Genomic DNA, 22,848 nt, shown 5'->3' on the forward strand with positions numbered 1-22,848 from the left:
TCATGCTGATCGTCATTGCCCCGGATAAGTTCAAGGGATCGCTCTCTGCACCGGAGGTGTGCCGGCACCTGGAAAGGGGCCTGCACCTTGGGGCCGGGAAGGCACCATCCAGCAACCTTGAGGTACTCCGGATTCCGGTGGCCGACGGCGGCGAGGGTACCCTCGATGCCGCCGTCGGCTCCGGCTTCACCCGCCGGACCGCCACCGTCAGCGGCCCCACCGGCGAGCCCATCGCGGCGGACTTCGCTGTCCGCGGCCGCGAGGCCGTCATCGAGATGGCCACCGCCTCAGGGCTTGCCCTGGTGCCCGCCGTCGCGCGCGGCGGGAAGCCGGTCTCAAACGACGCTGCCACAGCCACCAGCCTGGGCACCGGGCAGCTGATCCGGGCGGCCCTGGACGAAGGCTGCCGGCGGATTGTGTTGGGGGTCGGCGGCAGCGCCAATACCGACGGCGGAGCCGGGCTTTTGCAGGGCCTCGGCGCCAGGTTCCTGGACGCCGAAGGCAACGAACTGCCACCCGGCGGCGCCGCGCTGGCGCAACTGGACAGCATCGACCTCACCGGTTTTGAACCACGATTGGTGGACACACGCTTTGTGCTGGCGTCCGACGTCGACAACCCCCTGCTGGGTGCCCAGGGCGCCGCGGCGGTTTTCGGCCCGCAGAAGGGCGCCACACAACAAGACGTCGGCTTGCTCGACGCCGCCCTGGCCAGGTTTGTCGAAGTCCTGGCCAGGGAAATCGGATTCCGCGCCATCAAGGCCGCCGAGGCTCCCGGAGCCGGGGCAGCCGGCGGTGTGGGCTACGCCGCCATCGCCGTCCTGGCCGCAACGCGGCGGCCGGGAATCGACGTCGTGCTCGAATTCACGGACCTGGCACACAGACTGCGCGGCGCTGATCTGGTGATCACCGGGGAAGGCAGTCTGGACGAACAGAGCCTGCTGGGCAAAACACCCATGGGGGTGGCCCGGTCTGCCGCGGCGCAAGGCGTTCCGGTCATCGCCGTCTGCGGCCGGACCACGCTGGCGCAGGAACAGACCATAGCAGCCGGCTTCGAGGACGTTTACGCTTTGACCGAGCTGGAAACCAATGTAGACAGGTGCATGGCAGAAGCAGGGAAGCTTCTGGAGCAGCTGGGCACGCACATCGGCGGGCGGCTGGCAGCCGACAGGCTGTCCCGCACCGCTGAGACGAAGGAGGACCTCCATGTCTGACGAACGCTTTGACCTGGTCATCCGGGGCCGGCGCATCCTGACCACCGCGGGCATCGCTGCCCGCGAAGTGGGCGTCCGGGGCGGAAAGATCGTGGCCATCGAGCCGCTGGGCAACGGCCTGGCAGGCTCCGAAGTGATTGAACTGGCCGACGACGAAACCCTGCTCCCGGGCCTCGTGGACACCCACGTGCACGTCAACGAGCCCGGCCGCACCGAGTGGGAGGGGTTCGCCTCCGCCACCCGCGCAGCGGCAGCCGGCGGCGTGACCACCATCATCGACATGCCGCTGAATTCCGTCCCGCCCACCACCACCGTGGCCAACCTCAAGCTCAAGCGTGAGGTGGCCGAGGATCAGGCGTTCATCGACGTCGGGTTCTGGGGCGGTGCCATTCCGGGCAACAAGGCGGACCTGCGCCCGCTGCACGACGAGGGTGTGTTCGGCTTCAAGTGCTTCCTGCTGCACTCGGGCGTGGACGAGTTCCCGCACCTCGAAGCGGACGAGATGGAGGAGGACATGGCCGAGCTGAAGTCCTTCGACTCGCTGATGATCGTCCACGCCGAGGACTCGCACGCCATCGACCGCGCGCCCCACCCCGGCGGCGACCACTACTCCACGTTCCTCGCCTCCCGCCCCCGCGGCGCCGAAAACAAGGCGATCGCCGAGGTCATCGAACGGGCCCGCTGGACCGGTGCGCGTGCGCACATCCTGCACCTCTCGTCGTCGGACGCGCTGCCCATGATTGCCACCGCAAAGCGCGACGGCGTGAAGCTCACCGTGGAGACGTGCCCGCACTACCTCACGCTGATGGCGGAGCAAATCCCGGACGGCGCCACGGCCTACAAGTGCTGTCCGCCCATCCGCGAGGCCTCCAACCGCGAGCTGTTGTGGCAGGGCCTGCTGGACGGCACCATCGACTGCATCGTCTCGGACCACTCCCCCTCCACGCTGGATCTGAAGGACCTGGAGAACGGTGATTTCGCCGTGGCCTGGGGCGGCGTTTCGTCGCTGCAGCTGGGACTCTCGCTGATCTGGACCGAGGCGCGGCAGCGCGGCATTCCGCTGGAACAGGTGGTGTCCTGGATGGCGGAGAAGCCCGCCAGCCTGGCCCGGCTGTCCACCAAGGGCCAGCTGGCGCTCGGCTACGACGCCGACTTCGCCGTGTTCGCCCCGGACGAGGCCTTCGTGGTGGACGCCTACCAGCTCAAGCACAAAAACCCCATCACCCCCTACGACGGCAAGACCCTCTCCGGCGTGGTGCGGCGCACCTACCTGCGCGGCGCCGTGGTGGACGGCCAAACGCCCACCGGCAAACTGATCCGCCGCGGCGGGATCTGACCGGGCCTGTGGCAACCGAATCCCGTTCCGCCCCTGCTGCGTGCGCACGTTCTTCGTCAGTTCCGCTGCGGGCGCCCGGGCCCAAGGCCTGGGGCCTGGCCGTCTGGGTCAGGCCGGGGGCCAACCAGGAACCAAATGATGCACTGATCGCCTGCGCCGCCCAGGAACTGCTGGAACGCGCCCAAAGAATCGCCCCGGAGGTGGAAGTCCATTTCTGGCCTGCCGCCGGGGCCGCAACTTCCGCCGTCGGCATAAACCCTGGGGAGGGTACTCGTGACGGCGGAAATCCGGAGCCGTCGTCGTCCCCCGCGGAGGACTCCCCGCCAAAGGACGACGACGGTTCCTCCCACCTGACGCCGCAGTGCGCTGCTCCCGGCCTGCTGTCAGTGGACCTCTGCACAGGCCCCGTACTGCTGGATGGAACACCCGTCCCGTTGACCGGAGTCGAACGCCGTGTGCTGCAGTACTTGGCCGAAAACTGTTCCCGTCCGGTGGGCCGGAACGAACTGCAGCGCGTTCTGGAGTCGCTGGAATTTCCCGGGTGCACACCACGTTCGATCGACGTTTATGTGGGCCGCCTGCGCCGGAAATTCGGACCCGCACGGCATGCGATCGCCACCGTTCGCGGCGGCGGCTACCAGTTCATTCCCGGCTCCAGGGTCACCATCCGGACCCCGGCCGAATACGCCATCTGAGCGCCCAGCTACACCCGATATCCCCTCATCCGACCAGTCAAGGATCGTCACAACCATGAACCCGAACCAGCCGCATTCCCTTCGTCTCCAGCCTGGTGCCGACGCGCCGGACTTCACCCTGAGCGATGCCGCGGGGAGGCTGGTGTCCCTCGCGGATTACCGCGGCCGGAGCGTCATTGTGTACTTCTACCCCAAGGCGGCGACGCCGGGCTGCACCACCGAAGCCTGCGACTTCCGCGACAACCTCGCCTCGCTGCAGCGCCAGGGATACGACGTCCTGGGCATCTCGCCCGACGCTCCCGGGACCCTGGCTGAATTCAGCGACGACTTCACCCTGACCTATCCGCTCCTCGCCGACGAGGACCACGCCGTAGCCATGGCCTACGGCGCTTGGGGCGAGAAGCTCCTCGGCGGGCAGGTCGTGGAGGGCGTCATCCGGTCAACAGTCGTGGTTGACCCCCAGGGCAAGGTGACGCTGGCGCAGTACCATGTGGACGCGACGGGCCACGTGGCCGCACTCAGGGAAGAACTCGCGACGCCGGCGCTGCCGGCCCGCTGATCCGCGAGCGCCCGTCAGAGCCCGGTGTCACCGACGGCGACGTGGACCTCGTTGGTGACGGCAGTTCCGTGCTCCACCGTCCGTGACACCGTGCAGTACTTCTCATGGGAGAGGTCAACCAGCCGTTCCACCATGCCGGCGGCCTTCTGCCCCTCGGCCGTATCGGGGAAAGCCAGGTTGAAGGACAGGTGTAGCCCGTCCACGCGGTTGGCGCCGTCCTCAACCACCTTGTGGCCGGTCGCCGAGACCTGGAAGGCCGTGGGCTCGGCGCTCCGTGCCGTCACCGTGTCCACGTCGATGGCCGAACATCCGGCGATCGCCGCCAGCAGCAGCTCCACCGGACTCAGCAGCCCTTCGCCCTGGCCGAATTCAAGTTCCGCGCCCGCGGCATTGCGCGCCATATAACGGGCCGTGGCCGTCCGGGTCAGTTCGATGGAACGCAGCGTGGGGTCGTTGTTTTCGCTCATGGGACCATGATGCCACCGGTGCTGCCACGGGTGATGCCTCCGGTGCTGCCACGGGTGATGCCTCACGGCGGCAACGGCGTTTCCGTGCGCCGCGTGCCGGCGGGGTGCAGAATGATCCCCATGGACGCGCAGGCATCGGCCCCGGACACCGGAACACTGCGGCGCAGCATCACGCTGGGCCAGCTCATCTTCTTTGGACTGGTCTTCATCGGGCCCGCCGCCGCGGTGGGGATCTTCGGCACCCTCGATGCCAAATCGTCCGGCGCCGTGGCCACGGTGTACATCGTTGCCACCCTGGTCATGGCGTTCACCGCACTCAGCTATATGCGCATGTCCCGGGAAGTGCCGCGGGCCGGTTCGGTTTTTGCCTACGCCGGAACGGGCATCGGCCCGCGGGCGGGCTACGTGTCCGGCTGGATGATCCTGCTGGACTACCTGCTGATCCCTTCCGTCGCGTACATGTTCACCGGGATCGCCCTGAACTCGTTGTTCCCGGCCGTCCCCATCTGGGCGTTCGTGGCGGCGGCGGTCCTGGCCACCACGGCCCTCAACCTCGCGGGGGTCCAGCTCGCCTCCAAGGTGATCACCGGCGTCGTCCTCCTCGAAGTGCTGGTCCTGTTAGTGGTGCTGGTGTGCGGAGCCTGGGTGCTGGCCACCCACGGCGCCACGCGGCCCTGGCTGAGCCCGCTCACGGGAGTTGGCGGCTTCTCCACCACTGCCGTCCTGGCTGCCGTCTCCGTGGCCGTCCTGTCCTTCCTGGGCTTCGACGCACTGGCCACATTTGCCGAAGAGGCCAAAGGCAGCGTCCGGATGGTGGGCCGGGCAACTATGCTGTGCCTGGTCATCGCCGGCATCCTGTTCGTGGCGCAAAGCTACGTCGGCGCCTTGCTGTCCCCCACCACCCCGGCCGAGCTTGCGGCCAACCCCCAACTCGAAGGCGCTGCCTATTACAACGCCGTCGGGACCAGCATCGGGCCGTGGCTGCACTGGCTGCTGGCCCTGTCCAAGGCGGCCGGCGCCGCCTTCGCCGCGATGGTGGGACAAGGGGCGGGCAGCCGCATCATCATGGACATGGCCCGCGAGCGCCGGCTGCCCGGTGCGCTGGCCAAAGTTTCGGTGCGGACCGGGGTGCCGGTGCGCAGCATCCTGCTCACCGCGTCCGGAAACATCATCGTGGCGGTGTGGGCCGCCACCCGTGCCGACGGCCTGGACGTCCTCAGCTCGGCCGTCAACGTCGGGGCCCTGACGGCGTTCATCCTGCTGCACGCGTCCGTGATCGGCTACTTCCTGGTCAGGAAGCTGGGCGCCGGCCCCGGCAACTGGTTCCTGCACGGAGCAGTTCCCGTCGTCGGGGCCGCCCTGCTGGTGGTGGTGCTGGCGTCCGCCACGCCCATTGCCCTGGCGGCGGGACTCATCTGGTTTGTGCTGGGGCTCGTGGTGGCGGCTGCCATGTACCGGCGGCGGACCGGCGCTGGATCCGCCGCCGGGTCCAGCGCCTAACCGAAATCCGGTGCCTAACTGCAGGAAACCCTAGGCACGTGACCCGGCCGGCGGAACCGGGTCCTTGCGCGGTGTCCTGCCCACGGGTTTCATCTCGACGGCGAACCGCAGGGCGTCCGCAAAGCTGGCCCCGTCCAGCCGCTTCACCAGGCGCTTTGCCTGCCGGACCACCCGTCCCCTGTGTCCGGGCGCGTCCGCCGCCAGGGCATCCAGGACAGTGTTCAGGCGTTCCAAAGACTGCCCGCCAATACGTTCCGCCCCGTCCCCCAGCCAGGTGCCGGCGTCGTGCACCAGCCCGTTCAGCGCCTCCCGCACGTCCGGCCGCTGCTCCGCGAGCATGGCCAGCGCCGGGCTCGCCGCGGCGAATTCCGCCCACCAGGCCCCCAGGCCCGCAGACTCACGGAACGCTCCGTCCCGGAAGGTCCGCATTGCGTCGAAGCTAGTGGCACGGGACTCCTCCTGGCGGGCCTCGCTCCTGGCGCTGAAGGAGAACAGCCGCTCGAGGTGGCAGTCCAGCTGCGGGAAGCCGCGGAACACCCCGTTGATCTCCCAGTCTCCGTCCCCGGATTCATCTCCAGACCACCGGCGGTTGATCGCGATGGCCGGGGTGGCCACCAGCTCATCGGTGGTGGTGGTGAACGCTTCGGTGCCGATCTCGTCGTCGTTGTTACCGAACGTCCCGTACCAGATCAGCTGCCACCCGGACATGGCGTTCTTGACGGCCGCCTTGACCGACGTGGCGGCCGAGGCCTTCACCACTTCGATCTGGTCCTTGATTTGCTGCGGGGTAGGTGCCGCCAGTGCATGCTGGAAGCTCGCGGCCACCTTGACCACCGCCAGCTGGACAGCATCCACGAACGCCGAATACCCCGTGTTGGCCAGGGAGTCCGGCCAGCCGTCCTCCTCCATGAGGGACACCACCGCGCCGGCGATGGCGGGAAGATCGTCCGCGCCGAGCAGTGCACGCAGTCCGGCGTCGTTGACAGGGATGGGCTTCAGTTTGGTGGACCAAAGTCCGACGGCGTCCGGCACCGGAACATCATCCCCGGCGTCCACGTCCGTGTTGCCCAGGTTTCCGTGGCTTCCGTTGCTGGAAACGATGGTGGGCGAGCCGATCAGCCCGGACCCGGCCTCGACGGCGAAATTGTCCCCGTCCACCTTGAAGAAAACGGTCCAGATATACGGCTCCGCATTTCCCCACCCATCGCCCTCGTCATGGCAATGTACGTTCTGCAGCACCGTTTCCAAATCCAGTGTGGCGCGCATTGAATTACTGCGAATTCTCATCGTCAGGCATGGACTGCTCTTTTTCATCCGGTAACGGCCGGTGCACTGGCCGGCGGATTTGGCGGCTGGCCATGGCTTGAATCCGCGGCGCTTCTGCCGTAACGCTCAGTCCGGAAACAGCCGACGCGGCGCAGCGTCCCGACGAACTCAATTTGCTGGTAAAACACATTCTTCCCGGGCCGTACTGGGTACTGCCCCAGATATTGAAGGAAAAGGCCCACCAGGTGTAGAGAATTCCGTTTTCGCACCCTTTCAGATGGCTGGCCAGCCCGTAACCGGTCTCCTCAACCCAACTGAAGTCGTAGCACCACTTGGTCACCTTGCGCGTGCACGTATCGAACCATTCCCACGGCCACGGCCCGGGACACCAATAACGCTCCGTTACCACTACTTGCTGCGGCATGGCCGCCTCCTGACACTCCGCCGGCCGCACTGCGGGCAGGCCGGCATCCCGGCATGACACCGGGAAACACGATACTTAGGAGCGGTTCCGCTTCCGGAACCGCGGCAGGCGCAAAAGCCTGTTGAGGAAAGCCGCGCGCTGTTCACAGCCGCCGCACGGCGGGATTCCGGCCAAGGTTGTCAGATCTTTCACCGCATCGCCCAGCCCGATACTTTCCCCATTACTTATCCAAAAAGGAATTATTCGCCGGTCCTGCCAGTGGCGTGATCGCGCGGGCCATTCCTGAAATTGATTGCGGGTCATTCCCGGTCCCTTTTTGAAAGTCACCGGCAGGGCCTCTTGCCTTTCCGGCCGCCACTGCCTACGGTTCAATATCATCCTCGCCGCAAAGCCGCCAGTCAATGGCTTCGGAGTTAATTACTAAAGTCGTTGTAGACTCTTATTTCCCCAGCCCCCAAACGCCTGGATGGGCCCGCAGGGTCAGGGACCGGGCCGTTCCTCCACTTTCAATGTATCGCGCCCCCGGGGGCTTGCGGCAAGGCCCCCGCCATGGCGCAGACTGGCTCAGGTGCTCCCGGTCAGGTGTCCCGCGGGGGCAGCCTGAACCAGGGCACGGCGGAGGCTTGGAGAACGGGGTTTGGTATGGCTGATGTGATCATTGCGGGCGGCGGTCCCACGGGGATGATGCTGGCCGGAGAGCTGGCGCTGGCAGGGGTGGAAGCGGTCATTGTGGAGCGCCGCGCCACACCGGAGCTGGTGGGCTCGCGGGCGGGCGGGTTCCACTCGCGGACCATTGAAATCCTGGACCAGCGCGGGATTGCGGAACGGTTCCTTGCCGAGGGCACACCGGTCCAGGCCGCCTTCTTCGGGACCACCCGGCTGGACGTCAGCGACTTTCCCACCCGGCACCCTTTCACGCTGGGCCTGTGGCAGAACCACATTGAGCGCATCCTAGCCGGCTGGGTCGCGGAGCTCGGGGTGCCGGTCCGGCGGGGGCGCGCCGTGGCAGGCTTCACCCAGGATGATGCCGGGGTGGACGTTCAGCTCAGCGACGGGGAAAGCATCCGGGCACTGTTCCTGGTGGGCGCCGACGGCGGGCGAAGCGCTGTCCGAAAGGCTGCCGGCATCGGCTTCCCGGGCTGGGATGCGACCCGGAGCAGCCTGATCGCCGAGGTGGAGGTGACTGACGAGGCGCCTGCGGGCATGCGGATCGACGAGGTGGGCGTCCACGGGCTGCACCTGATGGAGGACGGGCGGACCACCCGGGTGGTGGTAACCGAGAAACACCTCGGTCCGGCGGCCGAGCCCACCCTGGCTGACCTCAGCAAGGCCCTCACCGACATCTACGGCACCGATTTCGGTGCGCATTCGCCCACTTGGATTTCCCGGTTCACCGATGCCACGCGGCAGGCTGCGGCCTACCGGAACGGCCGGGTGCTGCTGGCCGGGGACGCGGCGCACATTCATTCGCCGTCGGGCGGCCAGGGAATCGGGCTGGGCATCCAGGACGCCGTGAACCTCGGCTGGAAGCTCGCCCAGGTGGTCCAGGGCACCGCCCCGGCCGGCCTGCTGGACACCTATCACGCAGAGCGGCACCCCGCCGGCGCCCGCGCCCTGAAGCACACCATGGCCCAGGCAGTGATGCAGCGGGCCGATCCGCGCGTCGGCGCGCTGGCTGACACAGTGGCCGGCCTGCTGGACATCGACGCGGCCCGGAAGCGGATTGCCGGGCTCATCTCCGGGCTGGACGTCCGCTACGACTTCGGCGAGGGGCACCCGCTGCTCGGGCGCCGCATGCCCGATCTCGACGTCGTCACCTCCAACGGCCCGCTGCGCGTGTTCAGCCTCCTGCACGGCGCCCGTGCCGCACTGCTCAACTTCGGTGAGCCGGGCGCCGTCGACGCGGGGCCGTGGGCGGCCCGTGTCCTGGCGGTGGACGCGGCGTACGACGGCGGGTGGGAGCTTCCGGTGATCGGTCCGGTCAGTGCCCCGGCAGCTGTGCTGATCCGGCCCGACGGGTATGTGGCGTGGACGGGAGACGGGACCGCTGCCGGCCTGGAGGACGCGCTTGCGCGCTGGTTCGGGCCGGCGCAGCCTTAGCTTCGCCCTGGCCTAAGCCGAGGGATCAACCACGTCCTGCACCACCTCGTTGTGCCGCAGGAACCACGGCTTGAACGGCGGATCAAAACGGGCAAAGCGCGGCGGCCCGACGGACGTCAGACCAGCCAGGGACAGCGCCGCCTGCAGGCCTTCGTTGCGGTGCGCAAAAGCCTTTCCGGTGCCGCTGCCGGCGAAGCGGACCACTGCCGCCAGGAAACCCGGAACGGCCCGGACCACAACGTCAGGGTTGGTGGGAACCGGAGCCGTTTCCGCCGTCGTACCCTCCGGGAGCACAAAGGAAATCACAAAAACGGCGGGCGCACCGCTGCCCGGCAACGGACCGCCTTGGAGCACCGGCGCGGTCATCGCCAGCTTTTGCGCCGGCCCGGTCTCCTGAATGACCGGGGCTGTCATCGCCAGCTTTTGCCGCGCCGTATTGCTCCCGCTGATGTAGTTGAACAGATGCCGGAAGGCGGCACTTCCGGCCCGGTCAAAGGTGGTCCTGACGTGAACCTCGGCGACAACGTGCGCGGGATAGCGGCGCAACTCAAAGTGCGGGTAGCGCTGGATCAGCTCATAGGGTTGCTGTTCGGTCATGGCTCCAGACCCTACGCCGGTCCGGCGCGGGCGGCCAGACTCCGGGGACCGGCCCCGGCAATCTTTCGCCGGGCGGAGCCATGCAGTCACCCGCCCCCTAGACATGTGACCATTCTGTCACCTATTCTGGAGTGGTGGACGCCGTATTCAAGGCCCTCGCCGACCCCACCCGCCGGGACCTGCTCGATGAGCTCTTCCGGGAGGACGGGCAGACCCTCCACGCACTCGAGGCCCGCTTCGACATGACCCGCTACGGGGTCATGAAGCACCTCAGGCTGCTGGAGGACGCCGGCCTGGTGGTCACCCGCCGTCGGGGCCGCGAAAAACTCCACTTCCTGAATCCGGTGCCCATCCGGCTGATCCACGACCGCTGGGTGAGCAAATACGCCGAACCATGGGCCGCTGGCCTCAGCGACCTCAAAACCAGATTGGAAAGTCCCATGGAAAAGATCTTCGAAATCTACATCAAGACCACCCCGGAACGGCTCTGGGAGGCCATCACGGACAGCGAGATCCGCAGCAAATACCAGTTCGGGAACTCCATCACCTCCGACTGGACCCCAGGCGGCCGGTTCGAAATGGGCAACCCCAAGGCCGGGGACCTGCTGGGCGAAGGCGAGAACATCGAAGTTGACCCGCCGCGCAGGCTCGTGCAGACCATGACCGCGCTCTGGGGCGAGGACGTCAAGGCCGAAGGGACCTCCCGCATCACCTGGGAGATCGAACCCGTGGGCGACTCCTGCCACCTTACGGTCACCCACGACCAGCTCCGCGAAGGCGCCAACGAACAGCTCTACGGCGGCTGGCCCATGATCCTCTCCGGCCTGAAGACCTGGCTGGAAACCGGCGAGAAGCTCACCACCCCCGGCTCCCTCATGTACACGTAAGGCTGGTCGGCGGCACCCACCGCGGGTGCCGCCGTCGTGGTCCTTGAGCCTCCGCTGGTGCTAGATAGCGGTGTAGCCGCCGTCGGCATTAATGATGGATCCCGTCAGCGCCGAAGAGCCGTCGCCCGCGAGGAACAACACCACGTTGGCGATCTCCTCGGGCCGAAGCAAGCGCCCGATGGGTTGTTTGGAAATCATCTGCGAGCGCGTCTCTTCCGGCAGTTGAGCCAGCAAGGGCGTGTCCACGTAGCCCGGCGACACGGCGTTGAACCGAATACCTTCCCTGGCGTAGGTCAGGGCCGCCGAACGGGTGAAGTTGGCAACGGCTGCCTTCGCCGCAGAATAGGCATTGCTGTTCGCTTGCCCCACATGGGCCAGAATCGAGGCCATGTTGATCACCGAAGCCGTCCGCGGTTCTGCGGTGTTCCTCCGGCCGTCGAGAATCGTGGCCACAGCCCATTTGTTGCAAACCGCAACACCCGTGAGGTTCACGTCAATGACACGCTGCCACTTGGACAGGTCGAGTTCGTGAAGCGGCGCCTTTGCTTCGGGAATTCCGGCATTGGCCACCAGGACGTCAAGCCCGCCAAAGGTGCGCGCTGCCCCTTCCATCAGGCCGCGCACCGATTCCTCGTCAGTCACATCCGTAGGAACGAACCGGGCCTGCCCACCCTTGGCGTTGATTCTCTGGGCAACTTCCGAACCGGCACTGCCGATGTCACCGATAGTGACTGCATATCCCGCCTCCGCGAGCTTCAGGGCAATGGCTTCCCCGATCCCGGAGCCCCCGCCTGTCACCACCGCGGATCGTGCGTCTCCCATGGTCAGACCAGTTCGGAACGCTTGCCGCGCTCGGCCGCAAGTTTGGCGATGTCCCGGCCAGCCCGGTAACCGAAGACAAGGGCGGGGCCAATGTGGGAACCGTAGCCCGGGTAGCCGCCGCCGAACACACTGACTGCTGCCGCCCCGACGGCGATCAGGCCTGGAATTGCCGTCCCTTCCTCCGTCTTGACCTCGGAGCGATCGTTGACGCCGATCCCAGCGAAAGTGCCAAGATCACCCATCTGGATTTTGGCCGCAAAGTACGGTCCCTTGCCCACCGTGGCCAGGTTCGGGTTGGGCTTGTGCTCCATGTCGCCGCGGAAGTGGTTGTACAAGGTGGAGCCTCGGCCGAACGCCGGATCCTCGCCGCGTTCAGCAGCGGGGTTGAACTCCGCCACGGTTTCCTGCAGCCCCTTGGCGTCAATGCCGAGCTTGCCGGCCAGTTCCTCCAGCGTTGCCCCCTTGACCAGGTAGCCGGTCTTATAGAAGTAACCGCGCGGCATGGGCCAGGGCTTGGCATAGCCGATGCCGTACTTGTGCATGGTCCTGGCGTCACCGATCACGTAGCCGAACGTCTTGTCCTCAGCCTGGTTGTGGGCGATCATGGCACCGCCGAAGTCGTGGTAACTCAGCGCCTCGTTGCCGAAGCGCTTTCCGTGCCGGTCCACAGCGATCAGCCCCGGCAGTCCGATCGCGCGAAGGTGCGGGAACAGCCGCTCCCTGCCGTTGAGGTACTTGAAGACTGTCACCGGCGCCCAGGAACCGACGCTGAACACTGAGTTGTCGATGTGTCCGCCGGCGCTGATGGCCAGGTTGGCGGCGTCGCCGCCGTGGCCCACGGTGGGCGTGAAATGGTCGTCGCCCTCAGCATCGTGCGGGAAGTATTGCTTGCGCAGTTCCTTGTTGCCGGAGAATCCGCCGGCGGCGAGGATGACGCCCAGTTTTGCCGTGACCGTGGCGGCACGGGCTCCTCCGATGACCGCCCCCGTCACGGTGCCGGCGTCGTCCCGGGTCAGTGAAAGAGCAGGTGCGGAGTTCCAGAGCCGTACGCCCAAATCGTCGGCGCTCTTGACCATGCGGGTCATCAGGGCGTTGCCGTTGGAGCGCTGCACAGGCCGCTTGTACCGGGCGGCATCGAACCAGGTGCGGAGCAGCTTCTTTGCCACGTAGACGAAGGAACTCACTGACTGGTTGACGTGGAAGAACTCGTTGATGTCCGGGCCCACCTGCGGCATGTAGCCGAAGACCGTGTAGGAACTCATGTACGGCTGCATCAGAAGGCGTTTGTCCCCGAGTACGCGTGCGTCAACGTCCTGCGGCAGGATGGCCCGGCCCGAGAGCTTGGCGCCGGGCAGGTCCATTTTGTAGTCGGGGGATTTCTCCGGATACGTGAACTTCACCTCGGTTTCGTTCTCGAAGAAGGAAATGGCCTCGGGCACGGTGTCCAGGAAGGTCCGGACGCCCGCCTCGTTGAAGGTATCCGGGGCGAGGTTCTTCAGGTAGGTTTCCGCTTCCTCGCGGGTGTCACCCTGAGCCACTCCCTGCTTGTTTCCGGGGACCCAGGCCCAGCCCGCCGAAATTGCCGTGGTGCCGCCAAAGTACTGCTCCTTCTCGGCAACGATCACGCTCAATCCCTGCGATGCGGCTTTCAAAGCTGCGGCCATGCCAGCCACACCGGACCCGATCACCAGGACATCACACACAACGCTCTTACTCATGTCTTCTTGCTCCGTTCAGTGGCTGCACGCGTCGGTGCCGCAGCCGGGGTGGAATGCCAGCCCCCAGTAGAGCGGGTTCGGAGAATCATCACGACGGCGATTACCATTGAACGGGAATCACGAGGAGGTTCAGTGGCAAATTCCGACTCAGGCGAATCGATCATCGCCCGCTTCGTCCGGATCCTGAGTGCTTTCGATGACCGCCACCAGACCATGAGCGTCGCTGAACTGGGCCGCCGGACGGGGCTTCCTGTCACCACCACCTACAGGATGGTCAACGAACTGCTGCTCGAGCGGCTCTTGGAGCGCGAACCGGGCGGCGAAGTCCATATCGGCACCCGGATGTGGGAGCTGGTGTCCCGCGGGTCGAAGATGGTGGGCCTCAGGGAGGCTGCGCTGCCGTTCATGGAGGACGTCCAATCAGTGGTCCAGCACGCCACCACACTGGGCATCCTGGATTCCGATGAGGTCCTCTACATCGAGCGGATCGGTACGCATTCCACTGTTGTGGACATTTCGAAAATCGCGGGCCGGCTCCCCCTGCACGCGACATCATCGGGCCTGATTCTGCTGGCCCATTCCCCGGCCGCGTACCAGGACGTCATCCTCGCCAGGCCACTGACGAAGTACACAGACACCACGCTCACCGAACCGGCCGTGCTGCGCCGCCACCTGGCCGATATCCGGCAACGGGGCTTCGCCGCCATGCCCGGAGTCATCGTTCCCGAGACCACCGGCATTGCGGTGCCGGTCTTCGGACCCGACAACACCGCCGTGGCAGCCCTCAGCGTGATCGTGCCGCGGACCGAGGAGCATACGGCCGCCCGGGTCCCGGTGCTCATGGCCGGAGCCCGCGGAGTTTCCCGGGCACTGGGCTGGCGAGGTGAGTTGAAGGGAACGGTCCGCCAAAGCCAATGAGGTGCTGGATTACCGTTCATCGGTAATCGTGTGGTCCCACTCACAACTCCCCTGCCACCGTAGCTAAGGCGCGGCGCAGAGGCTGCGCGAGTTACGAGGAGCGGATCATGAACAACACGAACAACCGTGTCGCCGGCAAGACGGCGGTCATCACCGGTGGCAGGGGGGACCTCGGCAGCGCAACGGCGGCGCTGCTCGCCGAGCACGGCGCAACGGTGGCAAGCCTCGATATGGCCGGGACCCCTGCCGGGGCCACCCACGGGAACGTCCGGGAGTACGACGTCGATGTCACGGACGAGGACAGCGTTGCCGACGCGATCCGGCGCATCACCGCGGACATCGGCGTTCCGGACATCCTGGTCAACGCGGCCGGAATCATCGGACCGGCCGGCGCATCCCACACCGCCTCCGTGACGGACTTCGACACGATTTTCAACGTCAACGTCAAGGGGGTCTGGCTGATGACCAAGCACGTGGTCCCCGGCATGATTGCCAAAGGCGCCGGCAGCATCATTAACTTCTCCTCGATCCACGGCCTCACCGGCGGCAGCAGCGTCCCGCTCTACCACGCCACCAAGGGCGCCGTCCGGCTGCTGAGCAAGTCGGATGCGGCCGCCTACGGGGCCCACGGCATCAGGGTGAACTCCATCCACCCCGGTTCCATGAACACCCGCATGAGCCGCCGCTCCGCGGAACAGTCCGTGGTGGGTCCCGAGGAGTACTACAAGCAGCTCCTCGGCTCAAACCCGCTGCCCCGGCAGGGTGAACCCGAAGAAATCGCCTACGGCGTGCTCTACCTGGCGTCGGACGAATCCCGCTTCACCACAGGTTCGGAACTCGTGATCGACGGCGGTTACACCGCGGTCTAAGCCGACCTCCCGCTCCCCCGCCGGCACCGTTTACGGGTGCGCGGCAGCCCTTAGACATCTCCCGAAAGGCATCAAACAACCATGAAATTCGTCAGTGGAACCGCGGCGGAAAACTACGACGTCGTCGTCGTCGGTTCCGGAGCCGGCGCCCTCACCGCCGGGGCTACTGCCGCCCGCGCCGGCAAATCCGTCATCATCCTGGAGAAAAGCGATCTTCTGGGCGGAACGTCGGCCGTTTCCGGCGGCATGCTGTGGGTGGCAGACAACCACCACGCCTGCGAGGCGGGCATCGCCGACTCCAAGGCGGCGGCCGCCGAGTACGTGCGCGCGGTGGCCCGTGGCCGGGGCCGCGAGGAACTGCTCGACGCCGCGTTGAACTACGGCGACCAGATGCTGCAGTTTGTGGAGGACCAGTGCGGCGTCCGGTTCATCTTCCTGGATAACTTCCCGGACTACCGGCAGGACCTGCCCGGTGCGCTGGAGGGCGGCCGCACAGTGGAACCGGAACTGTTCAACAGCAAGGAAGCACTGGGGTCACTTACGGCGCATGTCCGCACCGACGGCCGGGCACCCTTCACGATGCAGGAATACGAGACCTGGGGCGCGTTCACCAAGTTCCCCTGGGACGAGTTGGATCTCCGCCAAAAGGAGGGCCTCGTGGCTAAGGGACAGGCCCTGGTGTCCATGCTGCTGGCGAGCCTGGTCCGGTCCGGGGCCGCACTGGTCACCGGAGCACGCGGACACCGTCTGGTGACCGACGGCGGCCGGGTGACCGGAGTGGAGCTGGAAACCGGCGAAATCATCGGAGCCACGGACGGCGTGGTGCTGGCCACGGGCGGTTTCGAATGGGACAAAGCGCTGGCCGACTCGATGCTGGCGTCGCGGCTGCACACCATGTGCTCACCGCCCTCAAACACCGGCGACGGGCTGCGGATGTCCCAGCGCATCGGCGGCCAGACCCGCGGTACCCGCGAAGCGTGGTGGGCCCCGATGTCCATCACGGGGGACCTGCGCGACGGGCAGCCCATTGGGACCCTCCTCCGCTTCGAACGCCAGGGCCCGGGATCGATCATGGTCAACCGGCACGGCCGCCGCTTCGCCAACGAATCCCAGAACTACAACGATCTGGCCCGCTGCCTCCAGTCCTGGGACTCCGCCGCGAACCAGACCCTGAACACTCCCGCACACGTGATTGTGGACCACGCCTACATGCAGCGCTACGGCATCCTGGCCCACCGCGCCGGCCAGCCCACACCGGACTACCTGACCGAGGCGGCAACCCTTGAAGAGCTTGCCGCAAAGATCGGTGTTCCCGCCGAGAACCTCAGCGCGACCGTGGCGCGCTTCAACGAATTCGCCGCCAAGGGCCAGGATCCCGATTTCGGCCGCGGCACCAGCGCCTACGACCGGTATTGGGGTGACGCCGATAACGCGTACCCGAACCCGTCCCTTGCGCCGCTGCAGACCGGACCTTTCTACGCCATGCAGGTAGTCAACGGCGCCTTCGGAACCAACGGCGGCATCGCCACCGACGGACTCGCCCGCGTCCTGGACGTCGACAACAACCCGGTGCCAGGCCTGTTTGCCGCCGGCAACACCACCGAAAACGCGTACGCGGCCGGCTACCCCGGCGCCGGCGCGACGCTGGGCCCCATCATGACCATGGGCTACCTTGCCGGACGGACCATCGCCGGCGAGGATCCTGCCTACGCCTCCCCGGCAACCACGGAACCTGCCGCTGAACTGGTGGGTGCCTGAGATGATCCGCCACACCGTACTTTTCAAGTTCAAACCGGACTTCCCGGCCGCCGACAAGCAGGCCTGGATCGCCGGACTCAATAGGATGAGCGGCAATATCCCTGGCATGCTCAGCCTGACGCACGGACCCGATGTGCTCAGCACCGAGCGGTCCTTCGACTACGCCATCGTGGCGGACTTCAACAACGTCGAGGACATCGCGGTCTACAACACGCACCCGCTCCACGAGCCGCTCAAGGCGTACTCGTTCCCCAACAGCCAGCAAATCCTCTCGGTGGACTTCCACCTCCAGGATCCGCAGCCGGCTTCCACCAAGACACCGCTGTCTTAAGGAGATTCCACATGGACACAACCGCTCACGCTTCCCCGTCCGCACCCAAGACCCCGGGGAAGGCCGCCCTTGCATCCTTCCTGGGAAGCACCCTGGAATACTACGACTTCTTCATCTACGGGACGGCGGCCGCTCTAGTCTTCCCGCACTTGTTCTTCCCGTCCGATGACCCCGCAATCGGCCTGATCGGCGCCCTGGCGACCTTCGGCGTCGCCTACGTGGCACGGCCGGTCGGCGGCCTGGTCATGGGCCATTTCGGCGACAAGCTGGGCCGCAAAAAGATCCTCTTGCTCACGCTGGGCATCATGGGCCTGGCCTCCCTCGGCATCGGATGCCTCCCCACGTACGAGCAGGTGGGCGTCTGGGCCCCGGTGCTGCTGGTGGCAGGACGCCTGGCCCAGGGTTTCTCCGCCGGAGCTGAATCGGCCGGTGCGTCCACGCTTACCCTGGAGCACTCCCCGGACGGAAAACGCGCCTTCTTCACCAGCTTCGTGATGATGGGCTACGCCTCGGGAATGGTCCTCGCCACCCTGGTCTTCATTCCGATCAGCGCCCTGCCCCAGGAAGCCATGATGAGCTGGGGCTGGCGCGTCCCGTTCTGGCTCTCCATCGTGGTGCTCGCCGTCGCGTACTGGGTCCGGACACATCTGGACGAAACCCCCGTCTTTGAAGCGGCGCAGGAGAAGGACCAGGTCGCCCCTATGCCCGTCAAGGAAGTCCTGAAGTTTCAGGCGCCGGACGTGATGCGGGTTGCCGGGATGTCCATCATGGTTGTTATGCAGACAGTTTTTACTGTCTTTGGCCTGGCCTACGCCACCTCCACGGCGGGCTTTGACCGCTCCTCAATCCTCACGGTCAATGCCGTGGCCATAGGCCTGTCGATGCTGGTTATGCCACTGACCGCGAAGCTGGCTGACCGGATAGGCCGCCGGCCCCTGCTGCTCGCCGCCGCGATCGGCTGCTCCGCCACGATCTTCGTGTACTTCCTCGCGCTGTCCTCGGGCAACATCGTGCTGGTCTTCCTGGCAGCGTTCCTCAACATGACAGTGCTGTACTCGGCCTACAACGGCGTGTGGCCGGCCTTTGTGGCAGAGCAGTTCGCCACCCCCGTGCGGTACTCGGGAATGGCACTGGGAAACCAGCTCGGCCTGGTCCTGGCCGGATTCGCACCGATGATCGCGAGCATGTTGCTGACGCCTGGAGTCACCGGCTGGCTCCCCGTTGCCGTTTTTGCGACCGCCTGCATGTTGATTGCCGGCGTCTGCGTGTACTTCTCCCGTGAGACGTTCCGGACACCCATTGAGAAATTGGGAGCGCCCTATCTCGAAGGGACCGCCCGGCGGCGGGAACAGGGTGCAGCCCGAACGGCCCGCCATGAAATGGACACCATGCTCCGATAGGAACCACCGATTGAAAAGACCGTGCCCCCGTTGCCAGATTGGCGACGGGGGCACGGTCTTTTGCATGCGGCGGTTAGTCTTCCGGCGCGAGGGTGACGGTCATTCCGTCCAGACGGCCGTCAAACGGGACCTGGCAGGAGAGCCGCGAGCAGTCCTCACTGAAGCCTTCAGCGTCCACCAGCAGTTCGGCCTCGTCCTCGCTGCGTTCGCCAAGGCTCTTGACGATGTCACCGTCCATGAAGACGTGGCAGGTGGCGCAGGATGCCGTTCCGCCGCAGGACGCCAGCACCGGGAGGTCGTTGTCCCGCAATGCTTCCATCAGGCTTTGCTCCGGCTCCCACTCGACAGCGTGCTGCTGTCCGTCGCGGTCCACTACGGTCAGGGTGTTGTTGCTCATCAGGGCTCTTTTCCTAGGATTTTTTGAACTAGACCGGTGCTGCTGCGGTCATGCTGGTGGCGGGACGGGTACCTGCACCGGTCACGGCGTCCTCAAGCTTGACGGCCGGGTCTTCAACCAGGGCGGGGTCAAGCAGCAGGCCGGCCGGAATCAGCTTCTTGGCCGGGCGGAAGTCGGCCAGGCCGCCCACAGTGTCGACGGCGGCAAGGCGGCCCTCGCGCAGGTATACGACGGAGAATTTCCCGGCGGCCGGGTCACCCCGCACGATGACCTCATCGTCGGGGTGCATCACACCGGCAGTCTGGAGGCGCACACCGTGCTGCACCGTCCAGAACCACGGGACCTCCGGTGGCGTCGCCTGGCCAGCGAGGATGCTGTTGACCACAGCCTCGGCCTGGGCATTGGCATTTTGGATGGATTCAAGCCGCTGGCTGGCGCCGCTGAACGCGCCGGTGAACCGGGTGACGTCCCCTGCCGCGTAAATGCCAGGCACGCTCGTCCGGCACTGTTCGTCCACCAGGACGCCGTCCCTGCAGGTGAGCCCGGCAGACTCTGCCAGTTCCTGGTTGGGCAGGACCCCAATGCCAGCCACCACGACGTCGGCCTCAAAGGTCCGGCCGTCAGAGGTCAGGACCCTTTCAACGCGGCCATTACCCTGCAGTTCGGTCACTGCTGCCCCAAATTCCAGCAGCACGCCCTGGGAGCGGTGGAGTTGCTCGAAGAAGGCGGACACCGGCTGGGACGTCACCCGTTTCATGACACGGTCTTGGAACTCCAGCACCGTGACGAAACAGCCGTTCTTCACCGCCGCCGCCGCCACCTCCATCCCGATGAACCCGGCACCGATGACCACCACGCGCGCGCCCGGAACCAAGGCCCGCCTAATGGCCAGCCCGTCCTGGTAGGTGCGCAGCGCGAGCACCCCGTCAAGGTCTGCCCCGGGCACGGGCAGCGCGCGCGCCCGTGAGCCCGTGGCAATCACCAGCCGGTGGTAAGGGATCCGGCTGCCGTCTGCGAGCACCACGGCGCGGCCGGCCGGATCGATCGATACGACCGTTTGGCCCGCCATGCGCTCGATCCCCTTGGCGGCGTAGTAGTCCTCCTTGCGCAGCAGCGCGGTGCGGTCCGACGAACCGGGCGCCAAGAGGTCCTTCGACAGGGGCGGCCGCTCATAGGGCGCGTCGTCCTGGGCGTCAAGGAGGACGATTCGGCCGGCCCAACCCCGGGTGCGCAGGCCAGCTGCCACGGCCACGCCGGCGTGTCCGGAGCCGATAATGACGATGGGTTCGGTGTACTGCTCAGACATTCTGTGCCTCCAGGAAGACGCGCATGCGGTGCGGACCTGCGTTGGTGAGGTTGTTGCCGCGGACCCACTCGATCCGGTGCGCCGGATCCAGGGTGACCGCGGCCAATCGCCGGGCCAGCACTTCGGCGGTGACGGTGGTCTCCAAGTGCGCCAGCGGCTGGCCCAGACAGCTGTGCACACCGTGGCCGAAGCCCAGGGACTTGCTGTTGTCGTGGTCGATGTCGAAGGTGTCGCCGTCTTCGAAGAGGTCCCTGCTGGCGGAGGCGTTAAGCAGGCGGACGATGCTGCCGGCAGGGATGGTCACGCCCGCCACTTCCACGGCTTCGGTGGTGATGCGGCTGGCGCGGTGGACGGCGCCGCTGTGCCGGGCCAGTTCTTCGGCGAATTTCCCGGCATCTGCCGGGGTCTCGCGGATGCGGCGGAGCAGGCCGGGCTGCTCCGCAAGGATCCGGAAGGCGTTCGCCAGCAGGATGGTGGTGGTGTCGTGTCCGGCGATGAAGACGAAGGAACACAGCTCCTTGGCCTCCTGCTCGGTGAGGATGCCCTCGTCCTTCCACATCCGGGCGATATGGCCTCCCATCGACGGGCTCTGCTCAGCGTAGAGGCGCTCCAAGGTGTCTTTAAGGTACGCCCAGAACTCATGTGCGCTGTCCTTGTCGGTGCCGGTTCCCGGTGCGTTCCGGGCGAGGCGTCCGAAGTAGGAGAAGGTCTCATCGGACCAGAACTTCATCTTTTCGTAGTCCTGTGCCGGCACATCCAGCAATGCGGAGATCGTGGCCATGCTCAGTTTGATGGCGTAGTCTTCCACGATCTCGCCCCCGCCGTTCGCGAGGAGTTCGTCCAGGAGGCTGTTCGCGGTTTCCCGTACCCGGTCCTCGAACAGTTTGATCGCTTTGGGGGTGAAGGCGGTTGCAACCACCTTGCGGAGGCGTGTGTGGTTCGCGGCGTCGAACAGAACCAGGAACGTCATCGGCGGCGGGGAGACCACCTCCGAGGAGAAGATCTTGGGGGCGCGGAAGGCCTTGCGGACGTCTTCGTAGCGGGAGATGAAGTAGACGTCCGAGACCGGTGACCAGCACCGGAGGACGGGCGCGTTGGCACGCATCCACGTGTAGTGGGCGTAGGGGTCTTCCTGGGAGCCCTCGTCGACAACCCTGAAGGGCGCCAGGCCTTCCGGCCACTGCAGTTCGTGGGAGTAGGGAAGGCTGCCCTCCTCACTGCGTGGAAGTGTCGCGTCGAGCGTCGTTGCTGCGAGCATCGTGGTCCTCTCATCAAGTGGGGCTTCATCGCCGCCGGCCGGGCGGCGTCATGTCCACTGTGTGGCGTATCACGCCTGGAAAGGCCTGTGCGTCCATTCAACGGACGCCAAAAACTTCAGAGAGCTCGCCTTAATGGTCGGCAGCTGCGGGAGGCCGGACAGCGGAGGGGCGCGGCACGGGTGCGAGGGTCCGGGAAATCCCGTGGGCAGCGGTGAGCAGCGCGGGCAGAATGAGCCGCACGTCGCCCTGGTCCCGGGGCACGATGGCGCTCAGCGCGGCGACTACCGTGCGCTCGGGCCCGAACACCGGAACCGCGATGCCCAGCCATTCCGAAACCCCGATTCCCGGCAGCGCTACAAACCCCCGGTGCCTCACCTCCGCGAGATGCCGGCGGATGAGCCCCGGGTCGACCGGGGTTTCGTCAGTTAGCTTCGTCAGGGGCCCCGCCAGGAAACTCTCCTGGAACGCGGCCGGCGAGTGGGCCAGCAGCACCAGCCCGGGGGAACAGGCGTTCAGCGGAAGGCGGTCGGTGATCCGCGCTGAATCCAGCACGGAGTCCGGCGCCGACATGCGCTCGACGTACAGGGCCGAAGTCCCGTCCAGCACGGCGAGGGTGGTGTGCTGACGGACCACCGACAGGACATCGTCCATAAAAGGGAGGGCTGCCTCGCGCACGTCCATGGCCGGCTGGGACCGGGTGGCAATTTCCCACATGCGCAGCCCGATCTGCAGTTCACCGGAATGGGTGCGGCGGATCAGGCCGTAGCCGATGAGCTCCTCAACGAGCCGGTGCACAGTGGATCGCGGCACTCCCGCACGGGCAGCCAGGCGCGACAACGTCAGGGTCTGCCGGTCGCGGTCAAAGGCCTCAAGGACGCGGACCACCCGGCCGATCACTGACTCTCCACTGCGGGAATTGGCCACGCCATTGCCCTTTCCACGGGACAGATTGGACCCCGCTGGCCACGGAAGTCCGCCGGCCCGGGAGCATTTAACTATACGTAGAAGGCGTCTGCCCACCAATCGCG

22 protein-coding genes are annotated in these 22,848 nt (G+C 66.3%); 12 read left to right on the top strand and 10 right to left on the bottom strand.

Annotated features, from left to right (window positions below; genetic code table 11):
* Window positions 1–2: 2 nt before the first annotated feature.
* The 4 genes from NQJ30_RS17205 to bcp are packed head-to-tail and all read left to right on the top strand — an operon-like array spanning window position 3 to window position 3,801.
* Window positions 3–1,211, top strand: a complete 1,209-nt coding sequence (locus NQJ30_RS17205; RefSeq protein ID WP_255771378.1) for a glycerate kinase — start codon at window positions 3–5, stop codon at window positions 1,209–1,211.
* On the top strand, window positions 1,204–2,547 hold the full coding sequence (gene allB, locus NQJ30_RS17210) for an allantoinase AllB (RefSeq protein ID WP_255771380.1): 1,344 nt from the start codon (window positions 1,204–1,206) through the stop codon (window positions 2,545–2,547). The genes NQJ30_RS17205 and allB overlap by 8 nt, the downstream gene beginning before the upstream one ends.
* An 8-nt stretch (window positions 2,548–2,555) precedes the next feature.
* Window positions 2,556–3,242 carry a winged helix-turn-helix domain-containing protein gene (locus tag NQJ30_RS17215; protein WP_255771382.1) on the top strand — a complete coding sequence of 229 codons (687 nt, stop codon included), beginning with the start codon at window positions 2,556–2,558 and terminating at the stop codon, window positions 3,240–3,242.
* Window positions 3,243–3,297: 55 nt separating this feature from the next.
* Window positions 3,298–3,801, top strand: coding sequence for a thioredoxin-dependent thiol peroxidase (bcp, locus tag NQJ30_RS17220; protein WP_255771384.1), 504 nt, complete (start codon window positions 3,298–3,300; stop codon window positions 3,799–3,801).
* 14 nt (window positions 3,802–3,815) lie between these two features.
* Here the strand turns inward: bcp and NQJ30_RS17225 are convergent, their stop codons facing one another.
* Window positions 3,816–4,268, bottom strand: a complete 453-nt coding sequence (locus NQJ30_RS17225; RefSeq protein ID WP_255771394.1) for an OsmC family protein — start codon at window positions 4,266–4,268, stop codon at window positions 3,816–3,818.
* A 120-nt stretch (window positions 4,269–4,388) separates the two neighbouring features.
* Between NQJ30_RS17225 and NQJ30_RS17230 the strand changes: the two genes are divergently transcribed.
* Window positions 4,389–5,768, top strand: a complete 1,380-nt coding sequence (locus NQJ30_RS17230) for an APC family permease (protein ID WP_255771396.1) — start codon at window positions 4,389–4,391, stop codon at window positions 5,766–5,768.
* Window positions 5,769–5,798: 30 nt separating this feature from the next.
* Here the strand turns inward: NQJ30_RS17230 and NQJ30_RS17235 are convergent, their stop codons facing one another.
* Complete coding sequence (locus NQJ30_RS17235) at window positions 5,799–7,034, bottom strand: hypothetical protein (RefSeq protein WP_255771398.1); 1,236 nt, start codon at window positions 7,032–7,034, stop codon at window positions 5,799–5,801.
* A gap of 4 nt (window positions 7,035–7,038) precedes the next feature.
* Window positions 7,039–7,458, bottom strand: coding sequence for a hypothetical protein (locus NQJ30_RS17240; RefSeq protein ID WP_255771400.1), 420 nt, complete (start codon window positions 7,456–7,458; stop codon window positions 7,039–7,041).
* Between the two features lie 642 nt (window positions 7,459–8,100).
* On the opposite strand from NQJ30_RS17240, the gene NQJ30_RS17245 reads away from it, so the two are divergent.
* A complete protein-coding gene (locus NQJ30_RS17245; protein ID WP_255771412.1) occupies window positions 8,101–9,558 on the top strand; it encodes an FAD-dependent monooxygenase in 1,458 nt (485 codons plus the stop codon).
* A gap of 12 nt (window positions 9,559–9,570) precedes the next feature.
* On the opposite strand, the gene NQJ30_RS17250 is transcribed toward NQJ30_RS17245, so the two are convergent.
* On the bottom strand, window positions 9,571–10,155 hold the full coding sequence (locus tag NQJ30_RS17250; RefSeq protein ID WP_255771414.1) for an SOUL family heme-binding protein: 585 nt from the start codon (window positions 10,153–10,155) through the stop codon (window positions 9,571–9,573).
* Between the two features lie 134 nt (window positions 10,156–10,289).
* On the opposite strand from NQJ30_RS17250, the gene NQJ30_RS17255 reads away from it, so the two are divergent.
* Entirely contained in the window at window positions 10,290–11,042 is a 753-nt protein-coding gene (locus NQJ30_RS17255) for an ArsR/SmtB family transcription factor (protein WP_255771423.1), read from the top strand.
* A gap of 60 nt (window positions 11,043–11,102) precedes the next feature.
* On the opposite strand, the gene NQJ30_RS17260 is transcribed toward NQJ30_RS17255, so the two are convergent.
* Together NQJ30_RS17260 and NQJ30_RS17265 are read right to left on the bottom strand one after the other, a co-directional pair.
* Window positions 11,103–11,864, bottom strand: a complete 762-nt coding sequence (locus NQJ30_RS17260) for an SDR family NAD(P)-dependent oxidoreductase (protein WP_255771424.1) — start codon at window positions 11,862–11,864, stop codon at window positions 11,103–11,105.
* Window positions 11,865–11,866: 2 nt separating this feature from the next.
* Complete coding sequence (locus NQJ30_RS17265; RefSeq protein WP_255771425.1) at window positions 11,867–13,582, bottom strand: FAD-dependent oxidoreductase; 1,716 nt, start codon at window positions 13,580–13,582, stop codon at window positions 11,867–11,869.
* A 132-nt stretch (window positions 13,583–13,714) separates the two neighbouring features.
* Between NQJ30_RS17265 and NQJ30_RS17270 the strand changes: the two genes are divergently transcribed.
* From NQJ30_RS17270 to NQJ30_RS17290, 5 genes are all read left to right on the top strand, one after another.
* Window positions 13,715–14,500, top strand: coding sequence for an IclR family transcriptional regulator (locus NQJ30_RS17270; protein WP_255771426.1), 786 nt, complete (start codon window positions 13,715–13,717; stop codon window positions 14,498–14,500).
* 107 nt (window positions 14,501–14,607) lie between these two features.
* A complete protein-coding gene (locus NQJ30_RS17275; RefSeq protein WP_255771428.1) occupies window positions 14,608–15,369 on the top strand; it encodes an SDR family NAD(P)-dependent oxidoreductase in 762 nt (253 codons plus the stop codon).
* An 81-nt stretch (window positions 15,370–15,450) separates the two neighbouring features.
* Window positions 15,451–17,127 carry an FAD-dependent oxidoreductase gene (locus tag NQJ30_RS17280; protein ID WP_255771430.1) on the top strand — a complete coding sequence of 559 codons (1,677 nt, stop codon included), beginning with the start codon at window positions 15,451–15,453 and terminating at the stop codon, window positions 17,125–17,127.
* A 1-nt stretch (window position 17,128) separates the two neighbouring features.
* The gene (locus NQJ30_RS17285) at window positions 17,129–17,458 is read left to right on the top strand and encodes a Dabb family protein (RefSeq protein WP_255771437.1); all 330 of its coding nucleotides are present in this window, start codon (window positions 17,129–17,131) and stop codon (window positions 17,456–17,458) included.
* 11 nt (window positions 17,459–17,469) lie between these two features.
* Entirely contained in the window at window positions 17,470–18,858 is a 1,389-nt protein-coding gene (locus NQJ30_RS17290; RefSeq protein WP_255771431.1) for an MFS transporter, read from the top strand.
* Window positions 18,859–18,931: 73 nt separating this feature from the next.
* Here the strand turns inward: NQJ30_RS17290 and NQJ30_RS17295 are convergent, their stop codons facing one another.
* The 4 genes from NQJ30_RS17295 to NQJ30_RS17310 form a co-directional block, all read right to left on the bottom strand.
* Window positions 18,932–19,255 carry a 2Fe-2S iron-sulfur cluster-binding protein gene (locus tag NQJ30_RS17295; RefSeq protein ID WP_255771432.1) on the bottom strand — a complete coding sequence of 108 codons (324 nt, stop codon included), beginning with the start codon at window positions 19,253–19,255 and terminating at the stop codon, window positions 18,932–18,934.
* A gap of 28 nt (window positions 19,256–19,283) precedes the next feature.
* A complete protein-coding gene (locus NQJ30_RS17300) occupies window positions 19,284–20,561 on the bottom strand; it encodes an NAD(P)/FAD-dependent oxidoreductase (protein ID WP_255771433.1) in 1,278 nt (425 codons plus the stop codon).
* The gene (locus NQJ30_RS17305) at window positions 20,554–21,819 is read right to left on the bottom strand and encodes a cytochrome P450 (protein WP_255771434.1); all 1,266 of its coding nucleotides are present in this window, start codon (window positions 21,817–21,819) and stop codon (window positions 20,554–20,556) included. The genes NQJ30_RS17300 and NQJ30_RS17305 overlap by 8 nt, the downstream gene beginning before the upstream one ends.
* A 130-nt stretch (window positions 21,820–21,949) precedes the next feature.
* The gene (locus tag NQJ30_RS17310; protein ID WP_255771435.1) at window positions 21,950–22,744 is read right to left on the bottom strand and encodes an IclR family transcriptional regulator; all 795 of its coding nucleotides are present in this window, start codon (window positions 22,742–22,744) and stop codon (window positions 21,950–21,952) included.
* Window positions 22,745–22,848: the final 104 nt, after the last annotated feature.

Origin of the sequence: Pseudarthrobacter sulfonivorans, assembly GCF_024391045.1 — a bacterium.
Taxonomy (GTDB): Bacteria; Actinomycetota; Actinomycetes; order Actinomycetales; family Micrococcaceae; genus Arthrobacter; species Arthrobacter sulfonivorans_B.

Excerpts from the sequence above, each read along its gene's own strand:
- NQJ30_RS17300 (WP_255771433.1), bottom strand. The coding sequence starts at position 20,561 with ATGTCTGAGCAGTACACCGAACCCATCGTCATTATCGGCTCCGGACAC.
- NQJ30_RS17245 (WP_255771412.1), top strand. The coding sequence starts at position 8,101 with ATGGCTGATGTGATCATTGCGGGCGGCGGTCCCACGGGGATGATGCTG.
- NQJ30_RS17230 (WP_255771396.1), top strand. The coding sequence starts at position 4,389 with ATGGACGCGCAGGCATCGGCCCCGGACACCGGAACACTGCGGCGCAGC.
- NQJ30_RS17265 (WP_255771425.1), bottom strand. The coding sequence starts at position 13,582 with ATGAGTAAGAGCGTTGTGTGTGATGTCCTGGTGATCGGGTCCGGTGTG.
- bcp (WP_255771384.1), top strand. The coding sequence starts at position 3,298 with ATGAACCCGAACCAGCCGCATTCCCTTCGTCTCCAGCCTGGTGCCGAC.
- NQJ30_RS17290 (WP_255771431.1), top strand. The coding sequence starts at position 17,470 with ATGGACACAACCGCTCACGCTTCCCCGTCCGCACCCAAGACCCCGGGG.
- NQJ30_RS17305 (WP_255771434.1), bottom strand. The coding sequence starts at position 21,819 with ATGCTCGCAGCAACGACGCTCGACGCGACACTTCCACGCAGTGAGGAG.
- allB (WP_255771380.1), top strand. The coding sequence starts at position 1,204 with ATGTCTGACGAACGCTTTGACCTGGTCATCCGGGGCCGGCGCATCCTG.
- NQJ30_RS17250 (WP_255771414.1), bottom strand. The coding sequence starts at position 10,155 with ATGACCGAACAGCAACCCTATGAGCTGATCCAGCGCTACCCGCACTTT.
- NQJ30_RS17280 (WP_255771430.1), top strand. The coding sequence starts at position 15,451 with ATGAAATTCGTCAGTGGAACCGCGGCGGAAAACTACGACGTCGTCGTC.
- NQJ30_RS17275 (WP_255771428.1), top strand. The coding sequence starts at position 14,608 with ATGAACAACACGAACAACCGTGTCGCCGGCAAGACGGCGGTCATCACC.
- NQJ30_RS17205 (WP_255771378.1), top strand. The coding sequence starts at position 3 with ATGCTGATCGTCATTGCCCCGGATAAGTTCAAGGGATCGCTCTCTGCA.
- NQJ30_RS17260 (WP_255771424.1), bottom strand. The coding sequence starts at position 11,864 with ATGGGAGACGCACGATCCGCGGTGGTGACAGGCGGGGGCTCCGGGATC.
- NQJ30_RS17285 (WP_255771437.1), top strand. The coding sequence starts at position 17,129 with ATGATCCGCCACACCGTACTTTTCAAGTTCAAACCGGACTTCCCGGCC.
- NQJ30_RS17235 (WP_255771398.1), bottom strand. The coding sequence starts at position 7,034 with ATGCGCGCCACACTGGATTTGGAAACGGTGCTGCAGAACGTACATTGC.
- NQJ30_RS17225 (WP_255771394.1), bottom strand. The coding sequence starts at position 4,268 with ATGAGCGAAAACAACGACCCCACGCTGCGTTCCATCGAACTGACCCGG.
- NQJ30_RS17240 (WP_255771400.1), bottom strand. The coding sequence starts at position 7,458 with ATGCCGCAGCAAGTAGTGGTAACGGAGCGTTATTGGTGTCCCGGGCCG.
- NQJ30_RS17295 (WP_255771432.1), bottom strand. The coding sequence starts at position 19,255 with ATGAGCAACAACACCCTGACCGTAGTGGACCGCGACGGACAGCAGCAC.